This window comes from Nocardia sp. CA-084685, assembly GCF_050955785.1.
GTDB lineage: Bacteria > Actinomycetota > Actinomycetes > Mycobacteriales > Mycobacteriaceae > Nocardia.
Map to the genome: position 1 here is coordinate 3,471,812 of NZ_CP192094.1, position 22,750 is coordinate 3,494,561.

Here is a 22,750-nt window from a genome sequence, read left to right on the forward strand (position 1 = left end):
CTAGAAACTTGCGGGGAATCCTGAGCGGCTCGCCCGTAGTATGCGGACCGGGCGCAGTGCTTGGAATGGTTCGTCTTCGACTTCCGCGGTTCTATCGAGGTATCCAGCGATGAGGTCCGTGGCGGAGTGGTCTTCGACGTCGGTGAAGCCGAGTGCGCGCAACTGTGTAGCGATGTCGTCGGGGGTGAAGTAGCTGAACCAGGGCTCGCCGACAGCTGCCGCTCGATTCGCGCGCGCCTGCAGCTGCGCACGTTCCTCGTCGGTGTCTGCTGGCTGTAGGTAGTCGAAGATCACCTCGACCGGCTCGGGTTGACGAGCGATGTATTCGAGGGTGGTCTGAGCGGCGTCCTCGGTCAGGTAGAAGACGACACCGAGCCACACGAATACGGCCGGATCGGTCCGGCTGAATCCAGCGGACTCCAATCCTGTTGCCAGTGTGTCGGTTTCGAAGTCGACCGGCACGAAAGTCAACCGCTCGGGCTGGTCGATACCGGAGGCGGCGAGGCGTTGGCGTTTCCACGCTTGGGTAGCGGGATGGTCGACCTCGAATACACGCAAGTTCGGATGCGGGTTGCGGTAGGCGAAGGTGTCCAGGCCCGCGCCGAGGATCACGACCTGCCGCACGCCGGCCGCGACGGCCGCGGCCACGCGATCCTCGGCGAAGCGGGCACGAGCAGCGAAGAACAGGCGGCGCGGCCGATTACTGACACCCAGCCGCAGGATTCCCGGGTCGACATCGCTACCGGGACGATCCTCTGCGGGGCGGCCGAATTCGGTCAGCTCGTCCGCAGTGACACCCAGCAGACGTGCCGCCAGTGGATCGGTAAGAATCCTTGGCTGGTCAGCGATTTGGTGATAGGCGCGGGCGTAGGCGGTGACGAGCGCTGTCCGGCTGGGTCCCTGGTTGTCCATGATCAAGAACCTACTCACGAACACGACGCGAGCACCGTGAACTCAGCCACACCAGCTCCCCGGATAACGGCTCCGGGCTGCGTCGTGGGTTGCGGGAAGGTCAGGTAGGCCACGGCCTCGAGTAGGTGTTCGGCGACCGCCGCAAGCGCAGGCCAACCTGAAACGTTGAAATTGCGGTCAACGGCGGGTTCGGGCGAAGCGGCCAGGGGTGGTTCCGGTCCAGCGGGTGAAGGCGTGGGTGAAGCTGGAGGCGTCGGCATAGCCGAGGCGTTGGGCGACATCTTCGACGGTGGTGCCGATGGTGAGCAGTTCCTCGGCCAATAATTGGCGGGTTTCGATGGCGAGTTCGCGGAAGGAGGTGTCCTCGGCGTCGAGGCGGCGACACAGGGTGCGCACGCTCAGGCGCAACGCGGCGGCGAGCTCGTCTTGGCTCGCGGTGACACCGTGGGTGAGCAGGGCCGCGCGGACCCGGGCGGCGATACCCTGCCGATCGCGGCGGCGCTGCATGATCTCGCTGGCTTGCTGCTCGGCGAGTAGGGCGGCATGCGGATTCGCCTGCGGCATAGGCAGATCGAGGGTCTCGCGAGTCATGACGATGCGGGTCACCGGTGCGTCGAACACCGGCTCGATGCCGATCAGTTCGGTGAACATATCGGCGTATTTTGGTGCGGGACAGGATAGTTCGACGATATCCGGCGATACCGGCGCGCCGAACACCTCTCGGTCCACGGTGATCAACTCGGCGATATCGCGTTCGAGCAGGAATGTGCGCAGATCGTCGGGGACGCCGGAGTAGTCGATGATCGCCGCCGCGCCGCCACCGTTGTTCTCATCGAAACGCCACCGCCCGAAGGAGTAGGCGATGTCCATGTAATCGACTCCAGCTCGCCACGCGTGCCGCACGGTCGGGCTGCTGATCTCGTTCGAACTGGAGACCGAGTGGTCTCAGCGTTTCGGCACCCAGGCAGAGATCGGCGCCTACCTGGAGCGCACTGCGGTCAAATATGGTGTGGCGCCGAAGGTTCGGACCGATACCGAGGTCATCGCGGCGACCTTCGACGAGGACAGCGGACGCTGGGAGGTGGAGCTGGCCGATGGTGAGAAGCAGTGGTTCGACGGGCTGATCTGCGCTACCGGGCAGCTGTCCCGGCCAAAGGTCCCGGTGCTCGCGGGGCTGGACGCCTTCGCGGGCAAGCACTTCCACTCCGCCGAATGGGACGACTCGGTGGATCTCACCGGCAAGCGAGTCGCGATCGTCGGCAGCGGGGCCAGTGCGGTGCAGATCGTTCCCGCCATTGCCGACCGAGTGCGCGAACTGCAGGTGATCCAGCGCTCCCCGAACTGGGTCGGCAACAAGTGGAACCACAAGACCAACCCGCGCAGCCGTCGACTCCTGCGCATCGTCCCCGGCTTGGCCCGCGCCCAGCACAATCTGGAATGGCTGTGGTACGAGTCGCGAGTTCCCATCATCTTCAATGGATTCGATCCACTTCGGGTCGGTATACACGCCTGGCTGCGCTGGAAGATCCGTCGCGAGATCAGTGATCCGGAGCTGCGTCGCAAGGTCACCCCGGATTACAAGGCCGGATGTAATCGGCTGCTGCCGTCCAATGACTGGTATCCCGCACTGGACCGCGAGCATGTCAGCGTGCACACCGAAGGCGTTGCCCGCGTACAGGAGTCGGGCCTGGTGCTGGACGATGGCACCGAGGTCGACGCGGATGTGATCGTCTGGTGCACCGGATTCACGGCCACCGAATACCTCGCCCCGATCGACATCACCGGCCGCGACGGACGCAAACTGCACACCGAGTGGAAAACGGGACCCGAGGCCTATCTCGGCATCACGGTCTCGGGTTACCCGAATCTGTTCATGATCTACGGCCCCAACACCGGCTCGCTCACCAACACCATCATCTTCCTGCTCGAGAAACAGGCGCGCTATGCGCGCCTCGCCCTCGAACACAGCGTGCGTACCGGTGCCTGGCTCGATGTTCGCGGCGAAGTCCAGGACGCCTACAACCGCGATCTGCAAAACCGCCTCGCCGGAACGGTTTTCACAAGTGGTTGTCCCGGTTGGTACCACACCGAGACCGGCAAGGTCGTCGCCGTCTGGCCCGGCTCGCACATCGCCTACGCTCGAGCCACCGCCCGCGTAGACCTCGCCGCCTACGAAACCGGTTCCCGCACAAAGTAATCGGCTCACCAGTGGCTCATCGGGAGACGCTCTCCTTCGTGGCGGGCGTGTGCACGCCAGCGGGCTGCGGGTCGGCGTAGAGCAGGTCGATGTCGGTGGCATACACCTCGTTGATGGGCTTGCGCCGCAGCTTCATGGTGAGCGTGAGTTCGATGCCGCCGGGTTCCCAGAAGGTCGGCAGCAGACGGAAGCGTTTGATCTGCTCGACGCGGGACAGGACTTGGTTTGCGGAATCGATAGCAGCGCGGACCCGTTCGATGATGTCCGGATGCTCGACGAGTGCGGTGGCGGCGACCGGTAGGCCGTGCTCGGCGGCGAAACTCGCGGCGGTGTCCGGGTCCAGCGTCACCAGGGCGGTGACATAGGGGCGGGCGTCGCCGACCGCGACGACGGTGCCGATCAGGGCGGACGCCGCGCGTACCGCGTTCTCGATATTGGCGGGAGACATATTCTTCCCGGACGCATTGATGATGAGTTCCTTCTTGCGGTCGACGACGCGCAAACAGCCATTGTCGTCGCGAGTCATCACATCGCCGGTCGCGAGCCAGCCGTCGGCGTCGACGGATTCGGCCGTCTTGTCCGGTTCGCCGCGATAACCCTTCATGACCAGCGGACCGCGTACGAACAGTTCGCCGTCGCCCGCGAGCCGCATCTCCATACCTGGTACGAGACGTCCGACGGTGCCGAGTTCGGTTGGGTCATAGGCGGATACGCTGGCGATGCAAGTGAGTTCGGACATGCCCCAGATTTCGGAGATGGGCAGTCCGAGCGCGGCGAAGAAGGCGAGGGTGTCGGCGGGGATCGGCGCCGCGCCGGAGATTGCCCATTTCAGTTCGTCGAAGCCGAGTTTCGCGCGCAGCACCGACAATACGGCGGCATCGGCTTTCTCGAATTCGGCGGCAAGGTCGGCCGGAACGGGGGCTCCGGCGCGCAGTAGGTCCATGCGTTTGCGTGCGGTGTCGAGGGCCCAGTGCATAGCTGCGGCGCGCGCCGCATCGGGTTCGTTGGCGACGCCGAGTTGTATCGCGGCCTTCAGCTTCTCCCACACCCGCGGTACCGCACCCCAGATGGTCGGGCGGCAATCCGGCAGTGCGGCCGCGATGAGCGCGGGTTCGGCTACCACCGTCACTTGCGTGCCGAACACTATCTGGAGGTAGAGCGCGGTCAGCCGGTCGGCGATATGGGCCGATGGCATGAACGAAGTGATCCGGTCGCCGAATTCGATCGGCAGCACCTGGGCCAGCGCATGCGCGTCGAACAGCAGGTTTGCGTGCGTGGTCTCGACGCCCTTGGGGTTGCCGGTGGTGCCGGAGGTGTAGATGAGGGTGGCGACATCATCGGGGTTCGTATTTTGCCAGGACTTCTCGAAATCGAAGTCGCTGGTGCCGAGCGTCTGCAGCTGCTGCAGGGTCAGTGTGCCCTCGCTCGGGTGGCCGTCCACTACGACGATGTGCGTGGGGGTCGCGCCGGAGCGCCGGATGCGGTCTAGGTATTGCGCTTCACATACCACCACGGATGCCCCCGCATTACTCAGTACATGCGAAATCCCCTCGGGCGGCAGCGTGTTGTAGACGGAGAAGGACGTAGCTCCGGCGTGCAGTGCGCCGACGTCGATCGGGTAGAACTCCACCCGGTTGCCCATCATCAAGGCCACGGTGTCACCGCGGCCGATGCCGAGCGCGGCGAAACCGGCCGCGATGCGGCGGACCTGGGCGGCGTATTCACCCCAGGTGAGCTCCTGGGTGCTACCCACGGTACGCACCGCGACGGCGTCGGGATCGATGGCGGCGGTGTGTTGGAAGGCGGCGCAGAGGGTATCGAAACGGGGAGCGCTCATAACTGTGCTTTCTTCGGATAGCCTGTGCGGCAAGGGATTCAAGAGCTTCGATGACGAATCGACTGGACGCGAAAGCCTTTCGGGATTCGGGCACAAGCGCCGCCATCAGCGGGTCTCCGGCCGTTCAGAGGTCGAGTACGAGTTCGTCACCAGCGGCGCGCGATACGCAGGCCAGCATGTGGTCGGCACGTTCGGATTCGGTGAGCAGTCGGTCGCGGTGATCGACGGATCCGGACACGACACCGACCTTGCAGGTGCCACAGAAGCCCTGCTGGCAGGAGTAGGCGATATCGGGGAGCCGACGGCGCAGCGCGGTCAGTGCGGTCTCGTCCGCGGCTACGCGAACGGAGCCGCCGGTGCGGGCGAGGGCGATATCGAATGCGCGGCCATCGACGACCGGTAGCGCCGAAAAGCGCTCGGTGTGCAGCGACCCGGTCGGATTCAGCTCGAACATGCAACGCTGTGCCGCCGCAAGCATCGGCGGTGGTCCGCAGACGTACACTGCCGCACCGGGTTTCGCTCGAGCGATGAGTTCGGCGATATCGGGGACACCGAATTCATCATCGGGACGGATATCCGCGCCGGGCAACTCGTGCAGGAACGGCATTGTGTCGCGCGACCGGCCGACATACACCAGCCGACCACGGGAGCCCGCTGCCCGCACCATGGGCAGGATCGGTGTTATGCCGATGCCACCGGCCAGGAAAAGATACGACGGGGCATCCACGAAGGTGAATGCGTTGCGGGGGCCGCGAATTCGCAGCCGGTCGTCGGTGCGCAGCGTCGTGTGCACCTCCCGGGAGCCCCCGCCGCCGTCCAGGATGAGTCGCACCGCGATCCGGTAGCGGAACCGATCCGACGGATCCCCGCACAGCGAATACTGCCGCTGCCGCCCTGAGGGCAGAAACACATCCACATGGGAGCCCGGCCGCCACGTCGGCAGCGGTCCGCCCCGCGTCGCGCGCAGCGTCAGACTCACCACATCAGCGGTCTGGCGTTCGATACTCTCGACGCGCACATCCAGCTCGAATCCACTGCGCCGCACCGGATTCGGGCGCGAAAGCAGCGGCGCGGCGCCGCCCTTCACGAAGACGCTCTTGTAAGCGTCCATGATCGCGCCGAGTGCTCGCAGACTCACCAGGGTGGGCTCGGTCGGCTTACCCATCAGTGACCTGCCCGTGCGGCGGGCGAGTGCCCGAGATACCGCAGCGCTTTGTCCATCGGACCCAGCTGTGAGGGATGGAAACCCGGTCGCAGATAGCGCGGGATCTCGGTCAGGAACACCGTCCAACTGGGGATCACGCCGCGCCGGGTCGCGCTGACGAATTGCCGCAACCAGAATTTGCCCTTATCGGCCTCCGGATCCTTCCGGTGCATGTAAGCCGTCGAAACGATGAACAGCGGCAGCAGGGTCAGGCTGGCCAGGATCGCGGTCCGTGCTCTGCGTGCGTAACTGCCGTCGACATACATGTAGGCGTCGTAGACCACGCTGCGGTGCTCGACTTCCTCCGCACCGTGCCAGCGGACCAGGTCCAGCATGGCCGGATGCATGCCTTTTTCCTCGAGGATGTCCGCGTTGAGCAGCCACTCGCCGAGCACGGCCGTGTAGTGCTCCATCCCGGCGAACAGGCCGAGGCGTTCTCTGAGCCACTGATCCTCGGCTCGTCCGGTCAGGCCGTGATCACCGAGAATGCGGTCGACCAGCCATGCCACCTTGCGCACATAGGAGTCCACGTCCAGGCCGATGGACCGCAGGTGCTCGCGTGCGGCCTCATGGCTGTTGGCGTGCATGGTCTCCTGTCCGACGAACCCGATCACCTCCTCCCGCAACCGTTCGTCCTGGATATGCGGCAGGGCCTCGGCCAAGGCCTGCGCCATGGCCCGCTCACCCTCGGGAAGCACCAGATGCATGACGTTGACGATGTGCGTGGCCAGCACCTCGCCGGGGATGTAGTGCATGGGCACGGAATCGAACTCGAAATGGACATCGCGAGCGTTGATCGCGTGCACGTCGTCGCCGTAGGTGCGCTTCGTCGCGCCAGCCGTGTCAGCCATACGGCGACCGTACAGTGCAACAAATTGCATTGCAATGTTGCTCGCAACATTTTCGTCGAAATTGTTGCACGGTGGGCGCACTCTGCTAGCGTCGAACGAGTGAAGACGGCGTCGAAAGCACCCCTGAGCCGCGATGATGCGGCCGATCTCGAGACACGGATCCTCGACGCCGCCCTCGTGCAGTTCTCGAAGGTCGGCGTGAAGAAGTCGACGATCGAGGATGTCGCCCGGCAGGCCGGGGTGGACCGAGTCACGGTCTACCGGCGGGTGGGCTCACGCGATGATCTCGTGCAAGCCGTAATCAGCCGTGAGGTCGCGACGCTGCTGGCGCAACTTGCCGCAATGCCCGAACATCACGACAGCATCGAAGGTCTCGTCGCCGACGTATTCGTCACGGTCGTGACACGCTGGCGCACCCATGCCATGGTCGAACGAATGCTGGCGATCGAACCCGAGCGAGTGATCATGAAACTCACCGTCGATGGCGCCACTACCTTCACCATGTGTGTTGCCGCAACCGCCAGCACGCTCGAACGCGCGGTACAGCGCGGACTGCTCGCCGACACCGACGACCTGATGACCCGCGCCGAAATCGTCTGCCGCATAGTCCATTCGCTCGTACTCGCCCCGCACGGCACAGCCCCGCTGCGCTCCGACGACGAGCTCGCCGCATTCGCGCACAGGTATTTGGTGCCGGTTGTGACCGGTGCCCGCGGTTAGTACTGCAACGGCGCTGGTCCCGCGGGCCACACGCTCGATCAGCCGATGGGTGGAGCGAGGTATTCCAGCGCATAGCCGTCACCGGAGGGTGTTACGCGGGCGATGCCGGGTGAGTCGAGGTGGGCGCCGGCTACGAAATGGTGTGGTTGGGTCAGTTGTTCGAGGAGGGCTGCTCGCGCGGTGCGGGCCTGGGGCTGGTTGCCGTCGAGCTCCCAGGACACGTTCGGTTGATCGAATTGGAGCGTGGGAACGTGAACGGTGTCGCCCCAGACCAGTAGGTGGCCGGTGCCGCTCCTGATGTCGTAGACGGTGTGACCGGGTGTGTGGCCCGGTGTCGGGATCGCGGTGGTCCAGTCGTTGATCGCGACCTGCTCCGACACGGGTACGACCCGGCCGCGGATCGGCTCGAGCCGCCCCGTGAACACCGAAGTGTCGCCCGCGCCGATCCATACGCGCTCGAGTTTGGTGAACGCCTCTGAACCGTCCGGCGCGATCAGGCCGCTCACGTGGTCTTCGTGCTTGTGGGTAATGGCCACATCGGTGACATGCACAGGGTCGATTCCCGCTTCGTCGAGCGCGTCGTAGATCAATCCCATGGTCGGCTCGTGCCATGCGTTGGACGCGCCGGTGTCGATGAGAACCGACCGCGTGCCGTCGGTGACGAAGAACGCGTTGACCGACAGCCGCAAGTTGTCGCCGGCCAGCGGCACGGCGGCTGGCAGCTCCTCGAGCGGGCGCCCATCCTCGTCGCGGAGCCGTGTCGGCGGCATGTCGATGTACCCGTCTCGCAAGGAGATCACCTGCAGATCACCGAATTCGAACGTGGCATGGTGCTGGCCACTCGAGATCAAACGCATGGTGAACCTCCGTCGTGCTGGGCACATATCGTGCGTCTCCGATAGAAGACGATTTCTTCTTTAGGAGAAATATACACTGTTCGCAGCGAGGTACCCATCGATCGAGGAGCAGGGTGGTCGAGCAAGACGGAAGCGCGGGCGAACCACAACACGGTGACGACCTAGCCGGCGCGTTCGGCGGTAACGTGCGGCGACGCCGCGAGGAGGCGGGCCTGACGCTGGAGCAGCTGTCCACGCAGTCGTCGGTCAGCCGGGCGATGCTGTCCAAGGTCGAACGCGGTGAGAAGAGCCCGACGATCGGCGTCGCGTCCAGGATCGCCCACGCGCTCGACACGTCGCTCTCGGACCTGATCGGTGGGGCAACTGCTGCCGCGTCTGGTGTGGCCGTTGTCATGCGCAAGAACGATCGCCCCGTTTTCCGTGACCCGGAAACCGGCTTCGAGCGGCACATGGTGTCAGCGGCCCCGGGCGCGGGCGGAGCCGAGATGGTCGTCCACTACCTCCCCGCACAGGTCTCTACCGGACTGCTACCCGCGTATCCGCCGGGTACGGAGAAACAACTCGTGGTGCTCGAGGGCGCCCTCACCGTCGCGATCGGCGGGATCAGCGAGACCCTGAACACAGGCGACTCCCTGTTCTTCCAGGCCGACGCGGACCACGGCTTCGCCAACCGAACGGTCGTTCCCTGCGAATACATCATGGTCATCTCGCGCAGAACCTGATCTGCCGCAGTCATCGACCAAGGAGCACTACGGAGAACGCTGTGCCGCTGGGATATCGGTTCGGTAACGCCAGCAGGCTGCGCTCGCTCTGGGGCGCGCCGGAATTTCGCTTTCCGGACAGGGTATTTCCCTAGTTCAGGGCCAAATCTGCCGCGAAGGTCACGATTCGGTCTCGCGCGCACGCGCGACGTCGGGTGAGTAGTCGGTCCTTTTCGGAGTTCGATAACTGCCCCACAACGCCCAGCGAATAGTTAGCCTTCATAAACGTCGGGGAGCGGCAATCGCGCCGCATGACAGGACGGATCGGTCGCCGATCATGGCGATCACCCGTCTCGCGCCATATTCCATACCGAATCGCTACCTAGGCCGATCCGAGTGTCGGCCCGGAGAACGCTATGGCTAACGCAGCGTCAATACCCAACCCCTTCAACGCAGGCGGGCCCACCGCCCCCGCCCCCCAGCCGAACTCGCGCTCTGCCACGGATTCGGGGCGGGCCGCCCGTGCACTCCTCGATGAGCAGCTCGCGCCGCTGAGGATTCCCGCACTTGTGCTGGGCGCATTGCTGATCTGCCTCGGTCTGGTGGCGCTGCTGCCTCTGCGGGGATGGCTGCACGACTACGGCGCCGAACTCGTCATTGCCGCCTATCTGCAATACATGGCGATCGCGACAACCCTCGAGGTATGGGGTCTGCGCAGGCCCACGAAAGGCCCCCGCCGCAGGTGATGACCAGGTAGCCGGTGCTTGTGGCGGTTCATCTTTGCTGGATCGTCATGCCCTCCTGCGCGACAGTCGTGTCGCGAATGTGCCAGGCATGGTTGCTGCTGCCCCGGGTAACCGTCCGCACAGTCAACAGTAGGAGGTATCACTATGACAACTTCGCTCACTCGCATCGCCGCATCTGCGGCTATAGCCGGGGCAGCGGTGGTTGCGGCGGCAGGTCAGGCAGCGGCCGAGCCCACCAATGTATCGATCAACGGCAATATGCAGGCGTTGGGCATGAGCGTCCTACACGTGCAGGCGCAGGGACAGGGCGATGGTCCCGCGACCGGCACCTATGCCGCCACCGGCCGAGTCGGGAATATGCAGCTGCCGATCAAGGTCACCGGTCCTGTCACCTGTCTCCGGGTCAACGGCAACACCGTGTCGCTGGTTTATCCGATCACTACGGCCGAACCGGTGATGGTTTTCGCACCCGATGCGATGGCGATCCAGATCACCGTCACCAAGGGGCAGGACGGCGCGCCCAACATGATCGGCTACGGCGTCCCCATGCCGACGAGCTCTTTCCGAGACTGCAACCCGGGCCCGACCCCGATGGTGTTCGACGGGACGATCGATATCAGCTAGCCGGAGTCGTCCACTGAACGAGGGATGGTGCGATCAGGGGCACAAGGGTGCGTACAGTCAGATCCATGCCCGAAGAAGCGCATCCCACACCAGTGGTGCGTGTCGGAGCGGCCGCGGGGTCCAAGGGGACTACCGCGGCCGTCGGGGGATCCGATGCCGACCTGCTCTCGCTCGCGTCACAACTGTGTTTTGCCCTGTACTCCACATCCCGATCGATGACCGCGGCGTACCGGCCGTTTCTCGAGGGGATGGGGGTGACCTATCCGCAGTATCTGGCACTTCTGGTGTTGTGGGAGCGGCCCACGATGACCATGAAGGAACTCGGCGAACAGCTGCAACTGGACTACGGCACGGTTTCGCCGCTCGTCCAGCGGCTGCAGGCACATGGCCTGGTCGACAGCGTTCGCAGCACCAATGATCGCCGCGCCGTCGAGTTGCGCGCCACCGAAGCCGGACGTGCACTGCAACCACGGGCCCGGGAGATGATCGAGGCCGTCATGGCCGAGGTCGGATATCCGATCGAGCATCTCATCCAACTGCGCGACCAGGTCAACGCGCTCGGCGCCCGCCTCGAGGCCGCAACGGCCCAGCGATCCGGCGGGTAGTCACCGTCGCACGAAAGCGGGCGTGCCGAGTCGTGTGCCTCAGGCGTCGAGCACTCGGGCCTGCCGATCGACGACCGGCGGTTCGGTGGACCAGGGGAAGTTGATCCAGCGGTCGGTGCGCCGCCAGACATACTCGCAGTCGACCTCGGAATGCGGCTTCTGGTACACGACCGCGCAGCGCACCTCGGCGACATGGTCGATGCAGAAGTCGCGTACGAGTTTGAGGGTGGCGCCGGTATCGGCCACATCGTCGGCGATCAGGACCGTCGCGCCGGCCAGGTCGACTGCCTGCGGGACCGGCGGCAGCATGACGGGGAGATCGAGGCGCTGATCGATACCGGTATAGAACTCGACATTCATCACGTGCAGGTTCTTGACGTCGAGTGCGTATCCGAGTGCCCCGGCGACGAATAGTCCGCCGCGCGCGATCGAGAGGATCAGATCCGGCTCGAACCCGTCCTTGGCGATTTCGGTGGCGAGTTCGCGACTCGCCGTCCCGAATAATTCCCAGGTCAGCACTTCTCGATCCGGCACGGATGCTCCATCTCCCTCGATACCGCTGGGCCTAGAGCATACGACCAGCTACGTAGTATTGATGCGGGAAACTAGGGTGGGATGGGTGCGGATCTATTTGGCCGGCGCGACCGGCGTCATCGGAACACGATTGTTGCCCTTGCTGATCGAGGCCGGACACGAGGTTGCGGGGATGACCCGGTCCGCGGCCAGGGCCGACCTGGTCAGCGCCGCCGGTGCGGAACCGGTGGTCTGCGATGTGTACGACCTCGACGCGCTCACCGCGGCGGTCGTCGCCTTCCGACCGGATCTGGTGATGCATCAGCTCACCGATTTGCCCGACGATGCCGCGCTGCTGCCGGAACTCGCCGGTGCGAATGCGCGCATCCGATCCGAGGGCACCCGCAATCTGATCACAGCCGCGCAGGCCGCGGACGCGAAACGCTTTCTCGCCCAGAGCATTGCGTGGGAGCCGGCCGCCGGTCGCGGGGCGGGCATCCAGGAATTCGAGGCGGCGGTACTCGGTATCGGCGGCGTGGTCGTGAAGTATGGCCAATTCTATGGTCCGGGTACATATTACGAATCCGAGCTGCCTGATCATCCGCGCGTGCACGTGGATGATGCTGCCGCGCGGACGGTTCCGCTGGTCGATGCGCCCAGTGGTGTGGTTGTTATCGCGGACCAGGTCTGATCCTCGCCGCGACTCTGGACGCCATCGCATCAGGTACGGAAACATCAACGGTTCGGCGGTAGTGATCGGAGACCAGCGACACTGTGTTGCCGTCGACCCGCGGCCAGGCCCGGTGACGCTGATCGGCAGATGGCCTCGGTCGTGGCCGTGGGGGTCGGTTTGGAATACGGTGGCAGGGGCGATCACCCGGATCCGCTCACATCGGCCGAAGGAGACTCGTTTGCGCCACACGCTGCTCGTCACGTCCGTACTCGGTGCCGCACTGGTGGCGATGCTGCCCGCTGGCGCGGCCGGTGCTCAGGCGCCGAGCGACGGTCCGCTGAAGGTGCAGGCGAGCACCGGCACCGATCAACTGCCGGTGACGGGTGTCGGGGTCGGCATCACCACCTGCGCCGCCGGTCCGGTGCTTGCCACCTTGACGACCGGTGGCGATGGAACCGCGACGCAGGCCTTCCCGAACGGCTGCTACCAGGCGCAGGTTACCTCCGTGCCCTCCGGCTGTGAGCTGGCGAGCATCGCCTACGTCCAGGTCGAGGTGGCACCCGGCGCGACACCGGTCGCAAGCTTCCAATTCCGCTGCGCGTAAACCGATTTCGACTCAATGCGGTGGGTGCGGGCGAGGGCTGCGGCAGCCTGGAGTCCGTGGCGACTCAGTCCGGTGGGTGCGGGCGAGGGCTGCGGCAGCCTGGAGTCCGTGGCGACTCAGTCCGGTGGGTGCGGGCGAGGGCTGCGGCAGCCTGGAGTCCGTGGCGACTCAGTCCGGTGGGTGCGGTCGACGGCTGCGGCAGCCTGGAATCCGCGGCGATGCGGCCTGGGTAGGACGCTGCCGCGCAGTTCCGTCGGGCAGCGGCGCAGTGTCGCCCCCCGGTGGCGATGACGCACACCGCACAAGCGATATGCGGCTACGACAGAGGGTGTGCACTGTCCAACGCACGGCGTGCATAGGCGCGCACGTCCGCATCGGTGTCATCGATCGCGAGCTTCAGCGCATCGTGCGCCGCTCCGCTGTGCGGCCAGGTGGCCAGCGATAATACTGCCGCCTTGCGCACGTCGAGGTGCGGATCATGCAGGGCTTCGGAAAGCGGGATGACTCCGATATCGGGGGCCGCGCCCGCGAGACCCCGCGCCGCACCCACCCGGACCTGCCAGGCCGAGTGTGCGAGCGCGCCGACAAGTAGCGGTGTGTCATCGTGTGTCACACCGAGACTCGCGAAGGCGGCCAATGCGGCGGCACGCACGAGTGGATCCGGATCCTTGGCCAGGGCCCGCGCGGTTTCGGTGCCCTGACCGCCGATCGCCGACAACCCGTGTGCGACGGCAATGCGCACCTCGCGGTTCTCATCGGTCGCCGCGGCGGAAACGGCGCGCCAGTCATCGAGCGACACCAGCGCCCGCACGGCCTCGATGCGCACCCGATGATCCGAATCAGTCAGCGCCGCAACGAATTGCGCCGCGGATCCGGCTCGCAGCGCGCGCAGCAGATCCACGACTGTCGCCCGAACGACGGGATCGGGGGAGTGCAGTCGATCGGCGAGGCCGGTCGAATCGGGAAGCACCTCAACGAGTTCGCGCAGGCTGGCCGCGGCGGCCGCGCGAACGGATGCCGCGTCATCATCGAGCGCGCCGATCAGTACCGAGGTGAATGCCTCGGGGGTGTTCTCGGTCAGGACCGACAGTGCCGCCACCCGAACACCGGCATCGGCATCGGACAGATAGGTCGAAAGGTCCTGCACGGTAGGCGAATCCAGGGCCAGCAGGCTGACCAGTCGCGGTGACGGTGGTGTGGTCGAGGCGCGGACGGTGCGCGGTGCATCGGCCGGCGCGCGCCCACCGACGAGTTCCGGTTGCGCTACCGGGACCGCGCTGGTGTCGGTCGAGGGCAGGTCATCGAGACCGGGCACTGGTACCAGATACGGCGCGACCGGCCGCTTCAGGAATTCCATCGCGCCATCGGAGTTCTTGCGCAGGTTCAGGTGATAGCGCCACTCGTTATCGTCGCGCTGCGGCAGATCGGCCCGTTCGTGATAGAGACCCCATCGTGATTCGGTGCGGGTCAGCGAACTGCGCGCCGCCATTTCGGCGCAGTCGCGGATAAAGGAAACCTCGACCGCGCGCATGAGCTCATGCGGTGTGCGGGCACCGATGTCGGCGATCTCGCCGCGCATCCGCTCGAAAGTCTCGACCGCGATCGACAGCTTCGCGGCCGTCTTCGGCGGCGCCACATAGTCGTTCACGAATCGGCGCAGCTTGTATTCGACCTGTGGCTGCGGCGGGCCGTCCGGCTGCCGCAGTGGCCGGTAGATCAGCTCGTGGGCCGCGGCCAGTTGGTCTTCCGGAAGGTAGGCCGGCGCAGTGACTTCCGACAGTGTGGATGCGGCATGTCCGCCCGCCAGATCGCCGAAGACGAAAGCGCCGATCATGTAGTTGTGCGGTACACATGCCAGATCACCGGCCGCATAGAGTCCGGGGACGGTGGTGCGGGCATGTTCGTCGACCCACACGCCGGATGCGGAATGTCCACCGCACAAACCGATTTCAGAGATATGCATCTCGATGTCGTGGGTGCGGTAGTCATGGCCGCGGTTGGCGTGGAAGGTGCCGCGCGTCGGGCGTTCGGTGGTGTGCAGAATGCCTTCGAGAGTTGTGAGCGCCTCATCGGGCAGATGCGACACCTTGAGATAGATGGGCCCGCGCGCGGATTCGATTTCGCGCTTGACCTCCGACATCATCTGTCCCGACCAGTAATCGGAGTCGACGAAGCGTTCACCCTTGGCGTTCACCTGGTACCCGCCGAATGGATTGGCGACATAGGCGCAGGCCGGGCCGTTGTAATCCTTGATGAGCGGATTGATCTGGAAGCATTCGATACCACTGAGCTCCGCACCGGCGTGATAGGCCATCGAATACCCATCGCCCGCATTGGTCGGGTTTTCATAGGTGCCATACAGGTAGCCCGATGCGGGCAGCCCCAAGCGGCCGGACGGACCGGTCGCCAGGATCACTGCCTTGGCAGCCACCGCCACGAATTCGCCGGTGCGCGTATTCAACGCGGCCGCACCCACCGCGCGGCCCGCGTCGGTGAGCACCCGAACCGGCATGAGCCGGTTCTCGATGCGGATCTTCTCGCGCATCTTGCGTTGGCGCAGTACGCGATACAGCGCCTTCTTCACATCCTTGCCTTCGGGCATGGGCAGCACATACGACCCGGAGCGGTGCACCCGGCGCACCGCGTACTCGCCGTACTCGTCCTTCTCGAACTTCACGCCGTAGCGTTCGAGTCGCTGCACCATGGCGAAGCCGCGGGTGGCCGTCTGATATACGGTGCGCTGGTTGACGATTCCGTCATTGGCCCTGGTGATCTCGGCGACGTAGTCCTCGGGCTCGGCCTTGCCAGGAATCACCGCATTGTTGACCCCGTCCATGCCCATGGCCAACGCACCGGAGTGCCGCACATGCGCCTTCTCCAGCAGCAGTACATCGGCGCCCGCTTCGGCTGCGGTCAGCGCGGCCATGGTTCCCGCGGTGCCGCCGCCGATGACGAGCACATCGCAGTCGAGCCGGATCCGATCGGATAGCTCGGGAATATTCACAACTTCTCCAGGATTTCGGCCTTCACCGACCGGCGATCCGCCGGAGTGCGGGGTTCGGGCACATCGACCACGGTGTGCAGTACGCCGCCGCCGAGTACCGCGATGCGGTCGCCGAGCAGCAGCGCCTCGTCCAGGTCATGGGTAACGAATACGACGGTGGTGGGATGGGCGCGCCAGGTATCGATCAGCAAGCGCTGCATGGTTGTCCGGGTCTGGGTATCGAGTGCGCCGAACGGTTCGTCCATCAGCACCGCGCGCGGCGATCCGGCGAGACTGCGCGCCAACTGAACTCGCTGGCGCATGCCGCCGGAGAGATCACGCGGAAGATAGTCGCCGTAGCCGGTGAGCCCGACCTCCTCCACCCAATGTCGGGCGCGCGCCTTGCGTTCGCTGCGCGGGACTTTGCGCAATTGCAGTGCGAGCTCGATGTTCTGGCGCACGGTGCGCCACGGCAGCAGCGCATCGTCCTGGAAGACCAGGGCGCGATCGGCCGACGGGCCGGTCACGGCACTGCCGTCGGCGCGGATCACGCCCTGGTCCGGCTTGCGCAGTCCGGCGATCGCCCGCAGCAGCGTCGACTTGCCGCAGCCGGATTTGCCGACCACGACCAGGATTTCGCCGGGCGTAATGGCCAGCTCGAGGTTGTCGAGCACCGTTTTGCCGCCGTAGGCGATGCGAACTCCATCCAGGCTCAACCGCATTCCGATGGCGGTGGCGGGTGCGGTTGTCGTGGTCATTCGGCGACCTCTCTCGGCAGCCAGCGGGTGATCCGACGACCGGCCAGTTCCACGATTCCGGAGGTGCCGAAGCCGAGGATGCCGATGGTGATCATGCCGACGAATACCGCCGGATAATCGACGATGGTGTAGGCCTGCCAGGTCCGGTAGCCGATGCCGAGCCGACCGGAGATCATCTCGGCCGAGATGAGGCAGATCCATGCCACGCCCATGCCCACCGACAGACCACTGAATACGCCGGGCAGAATGCCTGGAAATACCACTCGCACAAGCACATCGGTGCGCGATGCGCCCAGCGTGCGTAGTGCGTCTTCCCAGATGGTCGGCAGCGCGCGCACCGCGTGCCTGGTGCTGACCAGGACCGGGAACAGCGATGCCATGAAGGTGATGAAGACGATGCCCGATTCGTCGCTCGGGAACAGCAGAATCGCCACCGGCACCAGTGCGATGGCCGGAATCGGCCGGGCCAATTCGGTGAGCGGTCCGAGTACCGCGGCGAAGAGCCCGGAGCGGCCGAGGGCGATGCCCGCGACCACCCCTACCACGGCCGCGAGCCCGAATCCGGTGAGAATCCGGATCAGCGATTGCGCGACATCGACGTAGAACTGGTCCGATTGCAGTTGCTTGCCGAATTCGCGGACGATCTCGGTGACCGTCGGTAGCGTGTCGAAGCGCAGCCACCACCGCACCTTATCGGCGGTGAGCAGCTGCCACAGCCCGATCGCGGTCGCGACCGACGCCACTTGGAGCACTCGGGTGCGCCATACGGAACTTCCACGTACTTCAGTGGTTTCAGCACGTTCGACTACGAGGGGGCTGGCCGGTGCGGTGGCGCGCTCGGCTGTTGCCAGGTCATCGTTCAACAACGAAGCGCTGTGCGATGCGGTCATGGCCGGACTTCCGTGACGGCCTGATCGTAGGAGATCGCGGTCGCGGCCGGATGCGTCTGTCGATAGCGCTGCGCGGCGGCGGGCGTCGTGAACGGCAGGAAACTGTCCCCATCTCGCAGCCACACCGCCTTATCGGCGAACCAGCGCGTGCCGAGTTCGGCATCGGGCACATATGCGGCGCGGGTCACCTTGCCCTGTGCCTTGGCGGCCTGGACCGCGCGCAGCAGGCAGGTCGGATCGGCGGCGGGCTGCGGTCGATCCGTGCCGTCGAGCCACAGCTCACCGGCCTGCGCGGCATTGCTCACCGGACGTGCGCACACCGGATCGGTGCCGGTGACGCGGCTGGGGTTGACGGTGGAGGCCACCGCCTGGTCATAGTCGCCGACGCCGTTGTCGGCGAAGGCCGTGCGCAGCGGTGCGGGATCGACGAACTTATCGATATCGAGTTCGGCGAAGTCACCGATCGACTTCAAGTACTGCACGTCGGCTTTGAACGCATCGATCAGACCGGGCTTGAGGGTGGTATCGAAAGACGTTCCGCTGGGCCCGTTGTAGAGGTAGACGACTTCCTGCGGCAATCCGGACCCGTCGGCGACGATCTTGGCGGCTTCGAACGGCTTGTCGTTCAGGAACTTCGTGGCATCGAGTTGGGCGGCGAGGAAGGCCTGCAGCACCTCGGGGTGATCGGCGGTGTAGGAGCGCCGCGCGACCACGCCGTGGAAGGTGGGCACACCCAGTTCCGCACCGTCGTAGAGCAATTTCGCTTTGTTCTGGAAGACCAGCAGCCCGGGCCAGGCCACGAACTGTGCCAGCGCGCCGACCTGGTGCGATTCCAGTGCGGTCGCCCCGATCTGCGGCTGCTGGTTGAGCACCTCGACGCCCTTGGCCGGATCGACGCCGGCCCGCGAGAGCGCCTGCACCAGTGTGCCGTGTCCGGCCGAGCCGACGCTGGCCGAAATCTTCTGCCCGGCCAAGTCGCCGACCCTGGTCGCCGTCGAATCTTGTGGGACCACAACCATATTGAGCGCACCCTTGGGGTTGTAGCCGGTCACTGACACGAACGCTGTCTTCGCGCGCTCATTGGACTGGGTACGAGATCCGTTGATCAACAGCGGATAATCGCCCATCGATCCGATATCGATCTTCTCGGCCAGCATCTGCGCGGTGATGGGGGCGCCGGTGTCGTAGTCCTGCCACTCCACCTGGTACTTGGCGCCGCCGCTGTCGGTGATCTTCTGTAGCCGCTGTTCCAGATAACCCTGGGCGCGCAGCAGAGTGCCCGCGGTGACGGTATTGATGGTCTTGGACTGGTAGCCGACGACGACCCTGACGGTTCCAGCGGGGGTGCTGTCGGAACTCTGCAGGGAGCAGCCCGCCGCGGCGAGTGCGACGGCGAGGAGCAGCGGAGCGAGGCGTTTCTTCATGGGACTTCCGGATCGTTCAGCGCAACAGATAGGGCATATTGACGGTGACGGCACCCGTGGGACACCGGGCGGCGCACGGGCCGCAGTACCAGCACTCGTCTACGTGCATGAAGGCCTTACCGTTTTCCGGATTGATGGCCAGTGAGTCGAGCGGGCAGATCTCCACGCAGAGCGTGCAACCCTGGATGCATAGTGATTCGTCGATGGTCACCGGAATATCGGTGCGTTGGTTCGCCAGTGCCATCAGATGACCTTCCATTCGGATGTGCTGCGGATCAGGCTGCCGCGCATGGTGATTCGGTCCCCGCGCATGCGGATGTACTCCAGATCCACCGGTCTGCCGTCGTCGAGCCGGGTCAGCCGTTCGAGCATCAGCAGCGCGGCGCCCTCAGGTGCTTCCAAGGTGGCGGCGGTGTGCGCGTCGGCGGTAATCGCTTCCAGCGCAAGGTCGGCCGAGCCGAGCGGTCCGCCGCTGATCTGTTCGATGAGTACGAAGATGTCGTTGGTCTCGAGATCGTGACCGAGGATCTCGGTGCCGATATCGGGTGCCAGGTAGGTCAGATCCAGGCTCAGCGGTAGGTCGGCGAGATAGCGCAGGCGTTCGATATACACCACGCGCTCACCGGGGTCGAGCCCGAGCTTGCGTGCGACGGCGGGGGGTGCGGTGATGTGCATGGCCGCGCGCACCTCGTTGCGCACGGTGCCGTGGCCCTTGAGGGTTTCCTGCAGCCCGAGCAGTGCGTCGAGCCCGTGATCGTATTTTCGCCGGGCGACCCGGGTGCCCACCTTCGGCATCCGATCGATCAACCCGTCATCCTTGAGCAGCGCGAGCGCGTCGCGCACAGTATTGCGCGACGCGTCGTATTCGGCGACCAACTCCTGCTCACTCGGCAGCACATCGTCGAACGCGCCCGCATGTATCTGATGACGCAGCACGTCGGCTATCCGGCGCGCCTGGTCGGCCCGCAACCGTCGCACGGGCGTCGCCTCGGCTCCCACCTCCGCCACCTTTCTTTCGCTGACCTGCATGGATAGCGACGATAGCTGCCGCTCGGGCGCCCAAGTGCGCGCAAGCGAGCGCCATAAATCAGCGGATGTTATTGCGCCGCCCCCTATTGCCTCTGACCTGGGCGGATGGGGCTCGGAGCGGCCATTGCGCCACCCTGTTCGCGGCCGACGAGTTTCGATCACACAGATTCGAATGCCGGGCGCTCGGGGCGATATAGAGCAACACCGTGCGTGGTTGGCCTGGTCCACAGCGCACAGGGCCCCATGATTGCGCTGACCAAGCGAGCCCGCGCTGCCGGAGCGGCCACTTCTCGTTGGATCCCCGTCGCGGTCCGCCGCAGGTGATCACTACCCGCGACACCGTGTTCCATTCGTTGTCGGGTCGACTGCACCGTCGTCCATCGGCGGCGGCCACTCCGGCGCGCTGGTGCACCCCGATTCGGGTGCTATCGAATCAGCAGATGGCCCAGCGGTTTCGGCGGTGAGCTGGGGGATTATCCGGATGCCGGTCCAGAGCGGCATCACTCCGGCGGGGGAGGTGAAATCCCCACTGGGGGTGATGTTCTGGCAGGCACGCACACCTACCATGACGGGCGTGGCTGTTGTCGCCGGTGTTGGTCGCGCTCTGCTGGTAGCGGGGGTTTGTGCGTTGTTGATGGCGATCGGGGTGGGCTCGGTGTCGGCGGATTCGGCGTCCTCCGGTTCGGATATTTCGGTCGCGCAGTCGCTCGGTGATCGGGAGCTCACGATCATCTTGCGCCGGGTGACCAGTGTGCCTGGGCCATTGCGGGTGGATGTGGTCACCCATGCCGGCACCGCTGCGGGGCGGCTCACGCTCGCGGCGACGCCGACGGGGGCATCGACGCAGTCGACGCGGCCCGCACCGGGCGCGCCCACCGCCGATGCGGTTGTCGAACTCGGCGGCACTGCGGGCATGTACTCGGCGACTGTCCCGATGGACCGCGCCGGTCCGTGGGAGCTGGCCGTCGGTGACGGCACGCGGGTGACGAGGATTCCGTTCATCGTGCCCGCACAGGTGACCTCGCCGCCGGAGCGCTTGGTGTACGGCGGGTTTCTGGTGGCGGGTGTCCTGCTACCCGTCGCCGTGATGATCGCGATTCGTGCTCGGCGCAGCGGGTGGGCGCTGGTTCCGGCCGCCGGAATGGTGGCCGGGGTGGCGGTTTCGGTGACGGCCGCACTGCTTTCGGCATCGCTACCGCTGCCGCCGCAACCCGGCGGTCAGCTCGATCCCACGCTCGACAATGTCACCGATCCCTATGCCGTGAATCAGCCATTGATTTCGGACTTTTCGCGGCCGCCGGTACTGCTCACGGTCGCCGGTGGGCCCGTGACCGCCGGACAGCCGGGCGATCTCGACCTCGTTCTGATCGATGCCGCCACCGGTGCGCTCGTCGACGATCTGGTCGTACACGACAGTGCGCTCATGCATCTGCTGCTGGTAGGCCCGACCGGTCGTCTGTCGCATCTGCACCCGATCCGGACTGGACCAGGTCGGTATCAAGTTCATCTCGCCGCACCCGAGCCTGGGCGATACGCGCTGTCCGCGGAGTTGGCGCGGCGCGGCGGCGGGGTGCAAATGGTGCGCGCGGCAAGCGGATTCACGGTCTCGCCTGGTGCTGTGGCACCGGAATCGGCCAGTGCCACAGTGCATCTCGGTGGCGGTGACAAGGCGTCGTCCGCCGTTGTCGACGGCAACCAGGTCACTGTCCGGACGAGCACACCGGTCGCGGGGGTGCCGACCACCATCACCGCCGAATTCGGCGACGCCGCCGATCTGCAGCCGTGGCTCGGCATGGTCGGCCATCTGATAATGGCGGGTCCGCTGCCCGACGATCCGAATATCGGTGCGGCCGTGCAGACTTCACCCATCTGGGGGCACGGCCACTCGATGGGCGCGACATCCATGCCGGGTATGTCCGAAATGCCGGGGATGGATATGCCGGGAATGGATATGACCGAGCCCGCCGCGAGCCGCGGCGCCATGCTCATGCCACCGGCCAACGGCGAAAGCGCTCCCGACGAGACGGTCGCCGCATACGGTCCCGATGTGCCGTTCACCTACACCTTTCCCCTCGCGGGCCGCTATCGCCTCTGGATCCAGGTCGAACGGCGCTACACCGTGCTCACCGTCCCCGTCGTACTCGATGTCGCGGCGGGAGCACGGCCATGAGCGAGCAAGTGGAGAACATCGCGGCACCCCGAAAAGGTGTTCTTCTCGCCGGGGGAGCGGTGGTCGTCATCGTGCTGGCCGCCATCGCCTGGTTCGTCTGGCCGCGCCCATCCGGTCCACTGGTATTGAAAACCGGTTCCCCGCAACATCTCGTCACCGTTTCCATCGACAGCGTCCGAATCGGCAGCACCGCAATTGATATCACCGTCACCGACCGCATTGGCGCTACGAAAGACCATGCCGCAGTGAGTATTCAGGCGAACCAGCCGCTCATGGGCCACGCCGGAGAACCGGTCGCGGCGATGGCCACCGGTCCGGGACATTTCCATGCCGCAGCGGTGCCACTGATGATGACCGGCCCGTGGGAGCTTCGACTATCGATCGACGAACACGACAGCATCGACGAACTCGCGGTGCCGATCTGGGTCGGCGGCTGAAACCATGCACACCTC

Annotated in this window: 23 protein-coding genes; 10 read left to right on the forward strand and 13 right to left on the reverse strand. The window is 65.5% G+C overall.

Annotation, left to right across the window (positions count from 1 at the left end; all coding sequences use genetic code 11):
- Together ACQP2U_RS15850 and ACQP2U_RS15855 are read right to left on the reverse strand one after the other, a co-directional pair.
- On the reverse strand, nt 1-912 hold the full coding sequence (locus ACQP2U_RS15850) for a class I SAM-dependent methyltransferase (RefSeq protein ID WP_433716481.1): 912 nt from the start codon (nt 910-912) through the stop codon (nt 1-3).
- Nucleotides 913-1,089: 177 nt separating this feature from the next.
- Nucleotides 1,090-1,830: a helix-turn-helix domain-containing protein gene (locus ACQP2U_RS15855; RefSeq protein WP_433716482.1), complete on the reverse strand. Its 741-nt coding sequence runs from the start codon at nt 1,828-1,830 to the stop codon at nt 1,090-1,092.
- Between the two features lie 52 nt (nt 1,831-1,882).
- Here ACQP2U_RS15855 and ACQP2U_RS15860 point away from each other — a divergent pair, with 52 nt between their 5' ends.
- On the forward strand, nt 1,883-3,109 hold the full coding sequence (locus ACQP2U_RS15860; RefSeq protein ID WP_433716483.1) for a flavin-containing monooxygenase: 1,227 nt from the start codon (nt 1,883-1,885) through the stop codon (nt 3,107-3,109).
- A gap of 16 nt (nt 3,110-3,125) precedes the next feature.
- Here ACQP2U_RS15860 and fadD11 read toward each other — a convergent pair whose 3' ends face one another.
- The 3 genes from fadD11 to ACQP2U_RS15875 all read right to left on the reverse strand — a co-directional run bounded on the left by fadD11 (nt 3,126) and on the right by ACQP2U_RS15875 (nt 7,001).
- The gene (fadD11, locus tag ACQP2U_RS15865; RefSeq protein ID WP_433715353.1) at nt 3,126-4,946 is read right to left on the reverse strand and encodes a fatty acid--CoA ligase FadD11; all 1,821 of its coding nucleotides are present in this window, start codon (nt 4,944-4,946) and stop codon (nt 3,126-3,128) included.
- Nucleotides 4,947-5,070: 124 nt separating this feature from the next.
- Entirely contained in the window at nt 5,071-6,111 is a 1,041-nt protein-coding gene (locus ACQP2U_RS15870; protein ID WP_433715354.1) for a PDR/VanB family oxidoreductase, read from the reverse strand.
- On the reverse strand, nt 6,111-7,001 hold the full coding sequence (locus ACQP2U_RS15875; RefSeq protein ID WP_433715355.1) for a metal-dependent hydrolase: 891 nt from the start codon (nt 6,999-7,001) through the stop codon (nt 6,111-6,113). The genes ACQP2U_RS15870 and ACQP2U_RS15875 overlap by 1 nt, the downstream gene beginning before the upstream one ends.
- Before the next feature lie 99 nt (nt 7,002-7,100).
- On the opposite strand from ACQP2U_RS15875, the gene ACQP2U_RS15880 reads away from it, so the two are divergent.
- Nucleotides 7,101-7,721 (forward strand): TetR/AcrR family transcriptional regulator, encoded by a 621-nt coding sequence (locus tag ACQP2U_RS15880; protein ID WP_433715356.1) that lies wholly within the window; start codon nt 7,101-7,103, stop codon nt 7,719-7,721.
- Nucleotides 7,722-7,759: 38 nt separating this feature from the next.
- Here ACQP2U_RS15880 and ACQP2U_RS15885 read toward each other — a convergent pair whose 3' ends face one another.
- A complete protein-coding gene (locus ACQP2U_RS15885) occupies nt 7,760-8,578 on the reverse strand; it encodes an MBL fold metallo-hydrolase (RefSeq protein ID WP_433715357.1) in 819 nt (272 codons plus the stop codon).
- Between the two features lie 113 nt (nt 8,579-8,691).
- Between ACQP2U_RS15885 and ACQP2U_RS15890 the strand changes: the two genes are divergently transcribed.
- The 4 genes from ACQP2U_RS15890 to ACQP2U_RS15905 all read left to right on the forward strand — a co-directional run bounded on the left by ACQP2U_RS15890 (nt 8,692) and on the right by ACQP2U_RS15905 (nt 11,254).
- Complete coding sequence (locus ACQP2U_RS15890; RefSeq protein WP_433715358.1) at nt 8,692-9,300, forward strand: helix-turn-helix domain-containing protein; 609 nt, start codon at nt 8,692-8,694, stop codon at nt 9,298-9,300.
- Between the two features lie 395 nt (nt 9,301-9,695).
- Entirely contained in the window at nt 9,696-10,025 is a 330-nt protein-coding gene (locus tag ACQP2U_RS15895) for a hypothetical protein (RefSeq protein ID WP_433715359.1), read from the forward strand.
- 144 nt (nt 10,026-10,169) lie between these two features.
- A complete protein-coding gene (locus tag ACQP2U_RS15900) occupies nt 10,170-10,649 on the forward strand; it encodes a hypothetical protein (protein ID WP_433715360.1) in 480 nt (159 codons plus the stop codon).
- Nucleotides 10,650-10,714: 65 nt separating this feature from the next.
- Nucleotides 10,715-11,254 (forward strand): MarR family winged helix-turn-helix transcriptional regulator, encoded by a 540-nt coding sequence (locus tag ACQP2U_RS15905; RefSeq protein WP_433715361.1) that lies wholly within the window; start codon nt 10,715-10,717, stop codon nt 11,252-11,254.
- A gap of 39 nt (nt 11,255-11,293) precedes the next feature.
- Here the strand turns inward: ACQP2U_RS15905 and ACQP2U_RS15910 are convergent, their stop codons facing one another.
- Entirely contained in the window at nt 11,294-11,788 is a 495-nt protein-coding gene (locus tag ACQP2U_RS15910; RefSeq protein WP_433715362.1) for a phosphoribosyltransferase, read from the reverse strand.
- A gap of 85 nt (nt 11,789-11,873) precedes the next feature.
- Between ACQP2U_RS15910 and ACQP2U_RS15915 the strand changes: the two genes are divergently transcribed.
- On the forward strand, nt 11,874-12,458 hold the full coding sequence (locus tag ACQP2U_RS15915; protein WP_433715363.1) for an NAD-dependent epimerase/dehydratase family protein: 585 nt from the start codon (nt 11,874-11,876) through the stop codon (nt 12,456-12,458).
- Between the two features lie 220 nt (nt 12,459-12,678).
- Complete coding sequence (locus ACQP2U_RS15920) at nt 12,679-13,044, forward strand: hypothetical protein (RefSeq protein WP_433715364.1); 366 nt, start codon at nt 12,679-12,681, stop codon at nt 13,042-13,044.
- Between the two features lie 316 nt (nt 13,045-13,360).
- Here the strand turns inward: ACQP2U_RS15920 and ACQP2U_RS15925 are convergent, their stop codons facing one another.
- Genes ACQP2U_RS15925 through ACQP2U_RS15950 form a run of 6 tightly spaced genes read right to left on the reverse strand, consistent with a single transcriptional unit; the run spans nt 13,361 to nt 20,128 of the window.
- On the reverse strand, nt 13,361-16,048 hold the full coding sequence (locus ACQP2U_RS15925) for a fumarate reductase/succinate dehydrogenase flavoprotein subunit (RefSeq protein ID WP_433715365.1): 2,688 nt from the start codon (nt 16,046-16,048) through the stop codon (nt 13,361-13,363).
- Nucleotides 16,045-16,785: an ABC transporter ATP-binding protein gene (locus ACQP2U_RS15930; RefSeq protein ID WP_433715366.1), complete on the reverse strand. Its 741-nt coding sequence runs from the start codon at nt 16,783-16,785 to the stop codon at nt 16,045-16,047. The genes ACQP2U_RS15925 and ACQP2U_RS15930 overlap by 4 nt, the downstream gene beginning before the upstream one ends.
- Complete coding sequence (locus tag ACQP2U_RS15935) at nt 16,782-17,675, reverse strand: ABC transporter permease (RefSeq protein ID WP_433715367.1); 894 nt, start codon at nt 17,673-17,675, stop codon at nt 16,782-16,784. Before ACQP2U_RS15935 ends, ACQP2U_RS15930 begins: the two co-directional genes overlap by 4 nt.
- Complete coding sequence (locus ACQP2U_RS15940; RefSeq protein ID WP_433715368.1) at nt 17,672-19,099, reverse strand: ABC transporter substrate-binding protein; 1,428 nt, start codon at nt 19,097-19,099, stop codon at nt 17,672-17,674. The genes ACQP2U_RS15935 and ACQP2U_RS15940 overlap by 4 nt, the downstream gene beginning before the upstream one ends.
- 16 nt (nt 19,100-19,115) lie before the next feature.
- Nucleotides 19,116-19,343 (reverse strand): 4Fe-4S dicluster domain-containing protein, encoded by a 228-nt coding sequence (locus tag ACQP2U_RS15945; RefSeq protein WP_040689749.1) that lies wholly within the window; start codon nt 19,341-19,343, stop codon nt 19,116-19,118.
- Complete coding sequence (locus ACQP2U_RS15950; protein ID WP_433715369.1) at nt 19,343-20,128, reverse strand: GntR family transcriptional regulator; 786 nt, start codon at nt 20,126-20,128, stop codon at nt 19,343-19,345. The genes ACQP2U_RS15945 and ACQP2U_RS15950 overlap by 1 nt, the downstream gene beginning before the upstream one ends.
- Before the next feature lie 481 nt (nt 20,129-20,609).
- On the opposite strand from ACQP2U_RS15950, the gene ACQP2U_RS15955 reads away from it, so the two are divergent.
- Nucleotides 20,610-22,298, forward strand: coding sequence for a hypothetical protein (locus tag ACQP2U_RS15955; RefSeq protein ID WP_433715370.1), 1,689 nt, complete (start codon nt 20,610-20,612; stop codon nt 22,296-22,298).
- A complete protein-coding gene (locus ACQP2U_RS15960) occupies nt 22,295-22,735 on the forward strand; it encodes a hypothetical protein (RefSeq protein ID WP_433715372.1) in 441 nt (146 codons plus the stop codon). The genes ACQP2U_RS15955 and ACQP2U_RS15960 overlap by 4 nt, the downstream gene beginning before the upstream one ends.
- The last annotated feature ends 15 nt before the right edge of the window (nt 22,736-22,750 follow it).

Excerpts from the sequence above, each read along its gene's own strand:
- ACQP2U_RS15850 (WP_433716481.1), bottom strand. The coding sequence starts at position 912 with ATGGACAACCAGGGACCCAGCCGGACAGCGCTCGTCACCGCCTACGCC.
- ACQP2U_RS15895 (WP_433715359.1), top strand. The coding sequence starts at position 9,696 with ATGGCTAACGCAGCGTCAATACCCAACCCCTTCAACGCAGGCGGGCCC.
- ACQP2U_RS15935 (WP_433715367.1), bottom strand. The coding sequence starts at position 17,675 with ATGACCGCATCGCACAGCGCTTCGTTGTTGAACGATGACCTGGCAACA.
- ACQP2U_RS15945 (WP_040689749.1), bottom strand. The coding sequence starts at position 19,343 with ATGGCACTGGCGAACCAACGCACCGATATTCCGGTGACCATCGACGAA.
- ACQP2U_RS15960 (WP_433715372.1), top strand. The coding sequence starts at position 22,295 with ATGAGCGAGCAAGTGGAGAACATCGCGGCACCCCGAAAAGGTGTTCTT.
- ACQP2U_RS15940 (WP_433715368.1), bottom strand. The coding sequence starts at position 19,099 with ATGAAGAAACGCCTCGCTCCGCTGCTCCTCGCCGTCGCACTCGCCGCG.
- ACQP2U_RS15875 (WP_433715355.1), bottom strand. The coding sequence starts at position 7,001 with ATGGCTGACACGGCTGGCGCGACGAAGCGCACCTACGGCGACGACGTG.
- ACQP2U_RS15950 (WP_433715369.1), bottom strand. The coding sequence starts at position 20,128 with ATGCAGGTCAGCGAAAGAAAGGTGGCGGAGGTGGGAGCCGAGGCGACG.
- ACQP2U_RS15870 (WP_433715354.1), bottom strand. The coding sequence starts at position 6,111 with ATGGGTAAGCCGACCGAGCCCACCCTGGTGAGTCTGCGAGCACTCGGC.
- ACQP2U_RS15930 (WP_433715366.1), bottom strand. The coding sequence starts at position 16,785 with ATGACCACGACAACCGCACCCGCCACCGCCATCGGAATGCGGTTGAGC.
- fadD11 (WP_433715353.1), bottom strand. The coding sequence starts at position 4,946 with ATGAGCGCTCCCCGTTTCGATACCCTCTGCGCCGCCTTCCAACACACC.
- ACQP2U_RS15955 (WP_433715370.1), top strand. The coding sequence starts at position 20,610 with ATGCCGGTCCAGAGCGGCATCACTCCGGCGGGGGAGGTGAAATCCCCA.
- ACQP2U_RS15900 (WP_433715360.1), top strand. The coding sequence starts at position 10,170 with ATGACAACTTCGCTCACTCGCATCGCCGCATCTGCGGCTATAGCCGGG.
- ACQP2U_RS15885 (WP_433715357.1), bottom strand. The coding sequence starts at position 8,578 with ATGCGTTTGATCTCGAGTGGCCAGCACCATGCCACGTTCGAATTCGGT.
- ACQP2U_RS15905 (WP_433715361.1), top strand. The coding sequence starts at position 10,715 with ATGCCCGAAGAAGCGCATCCCACACCAGTGGTGCGTGTCGGAGCGGCC.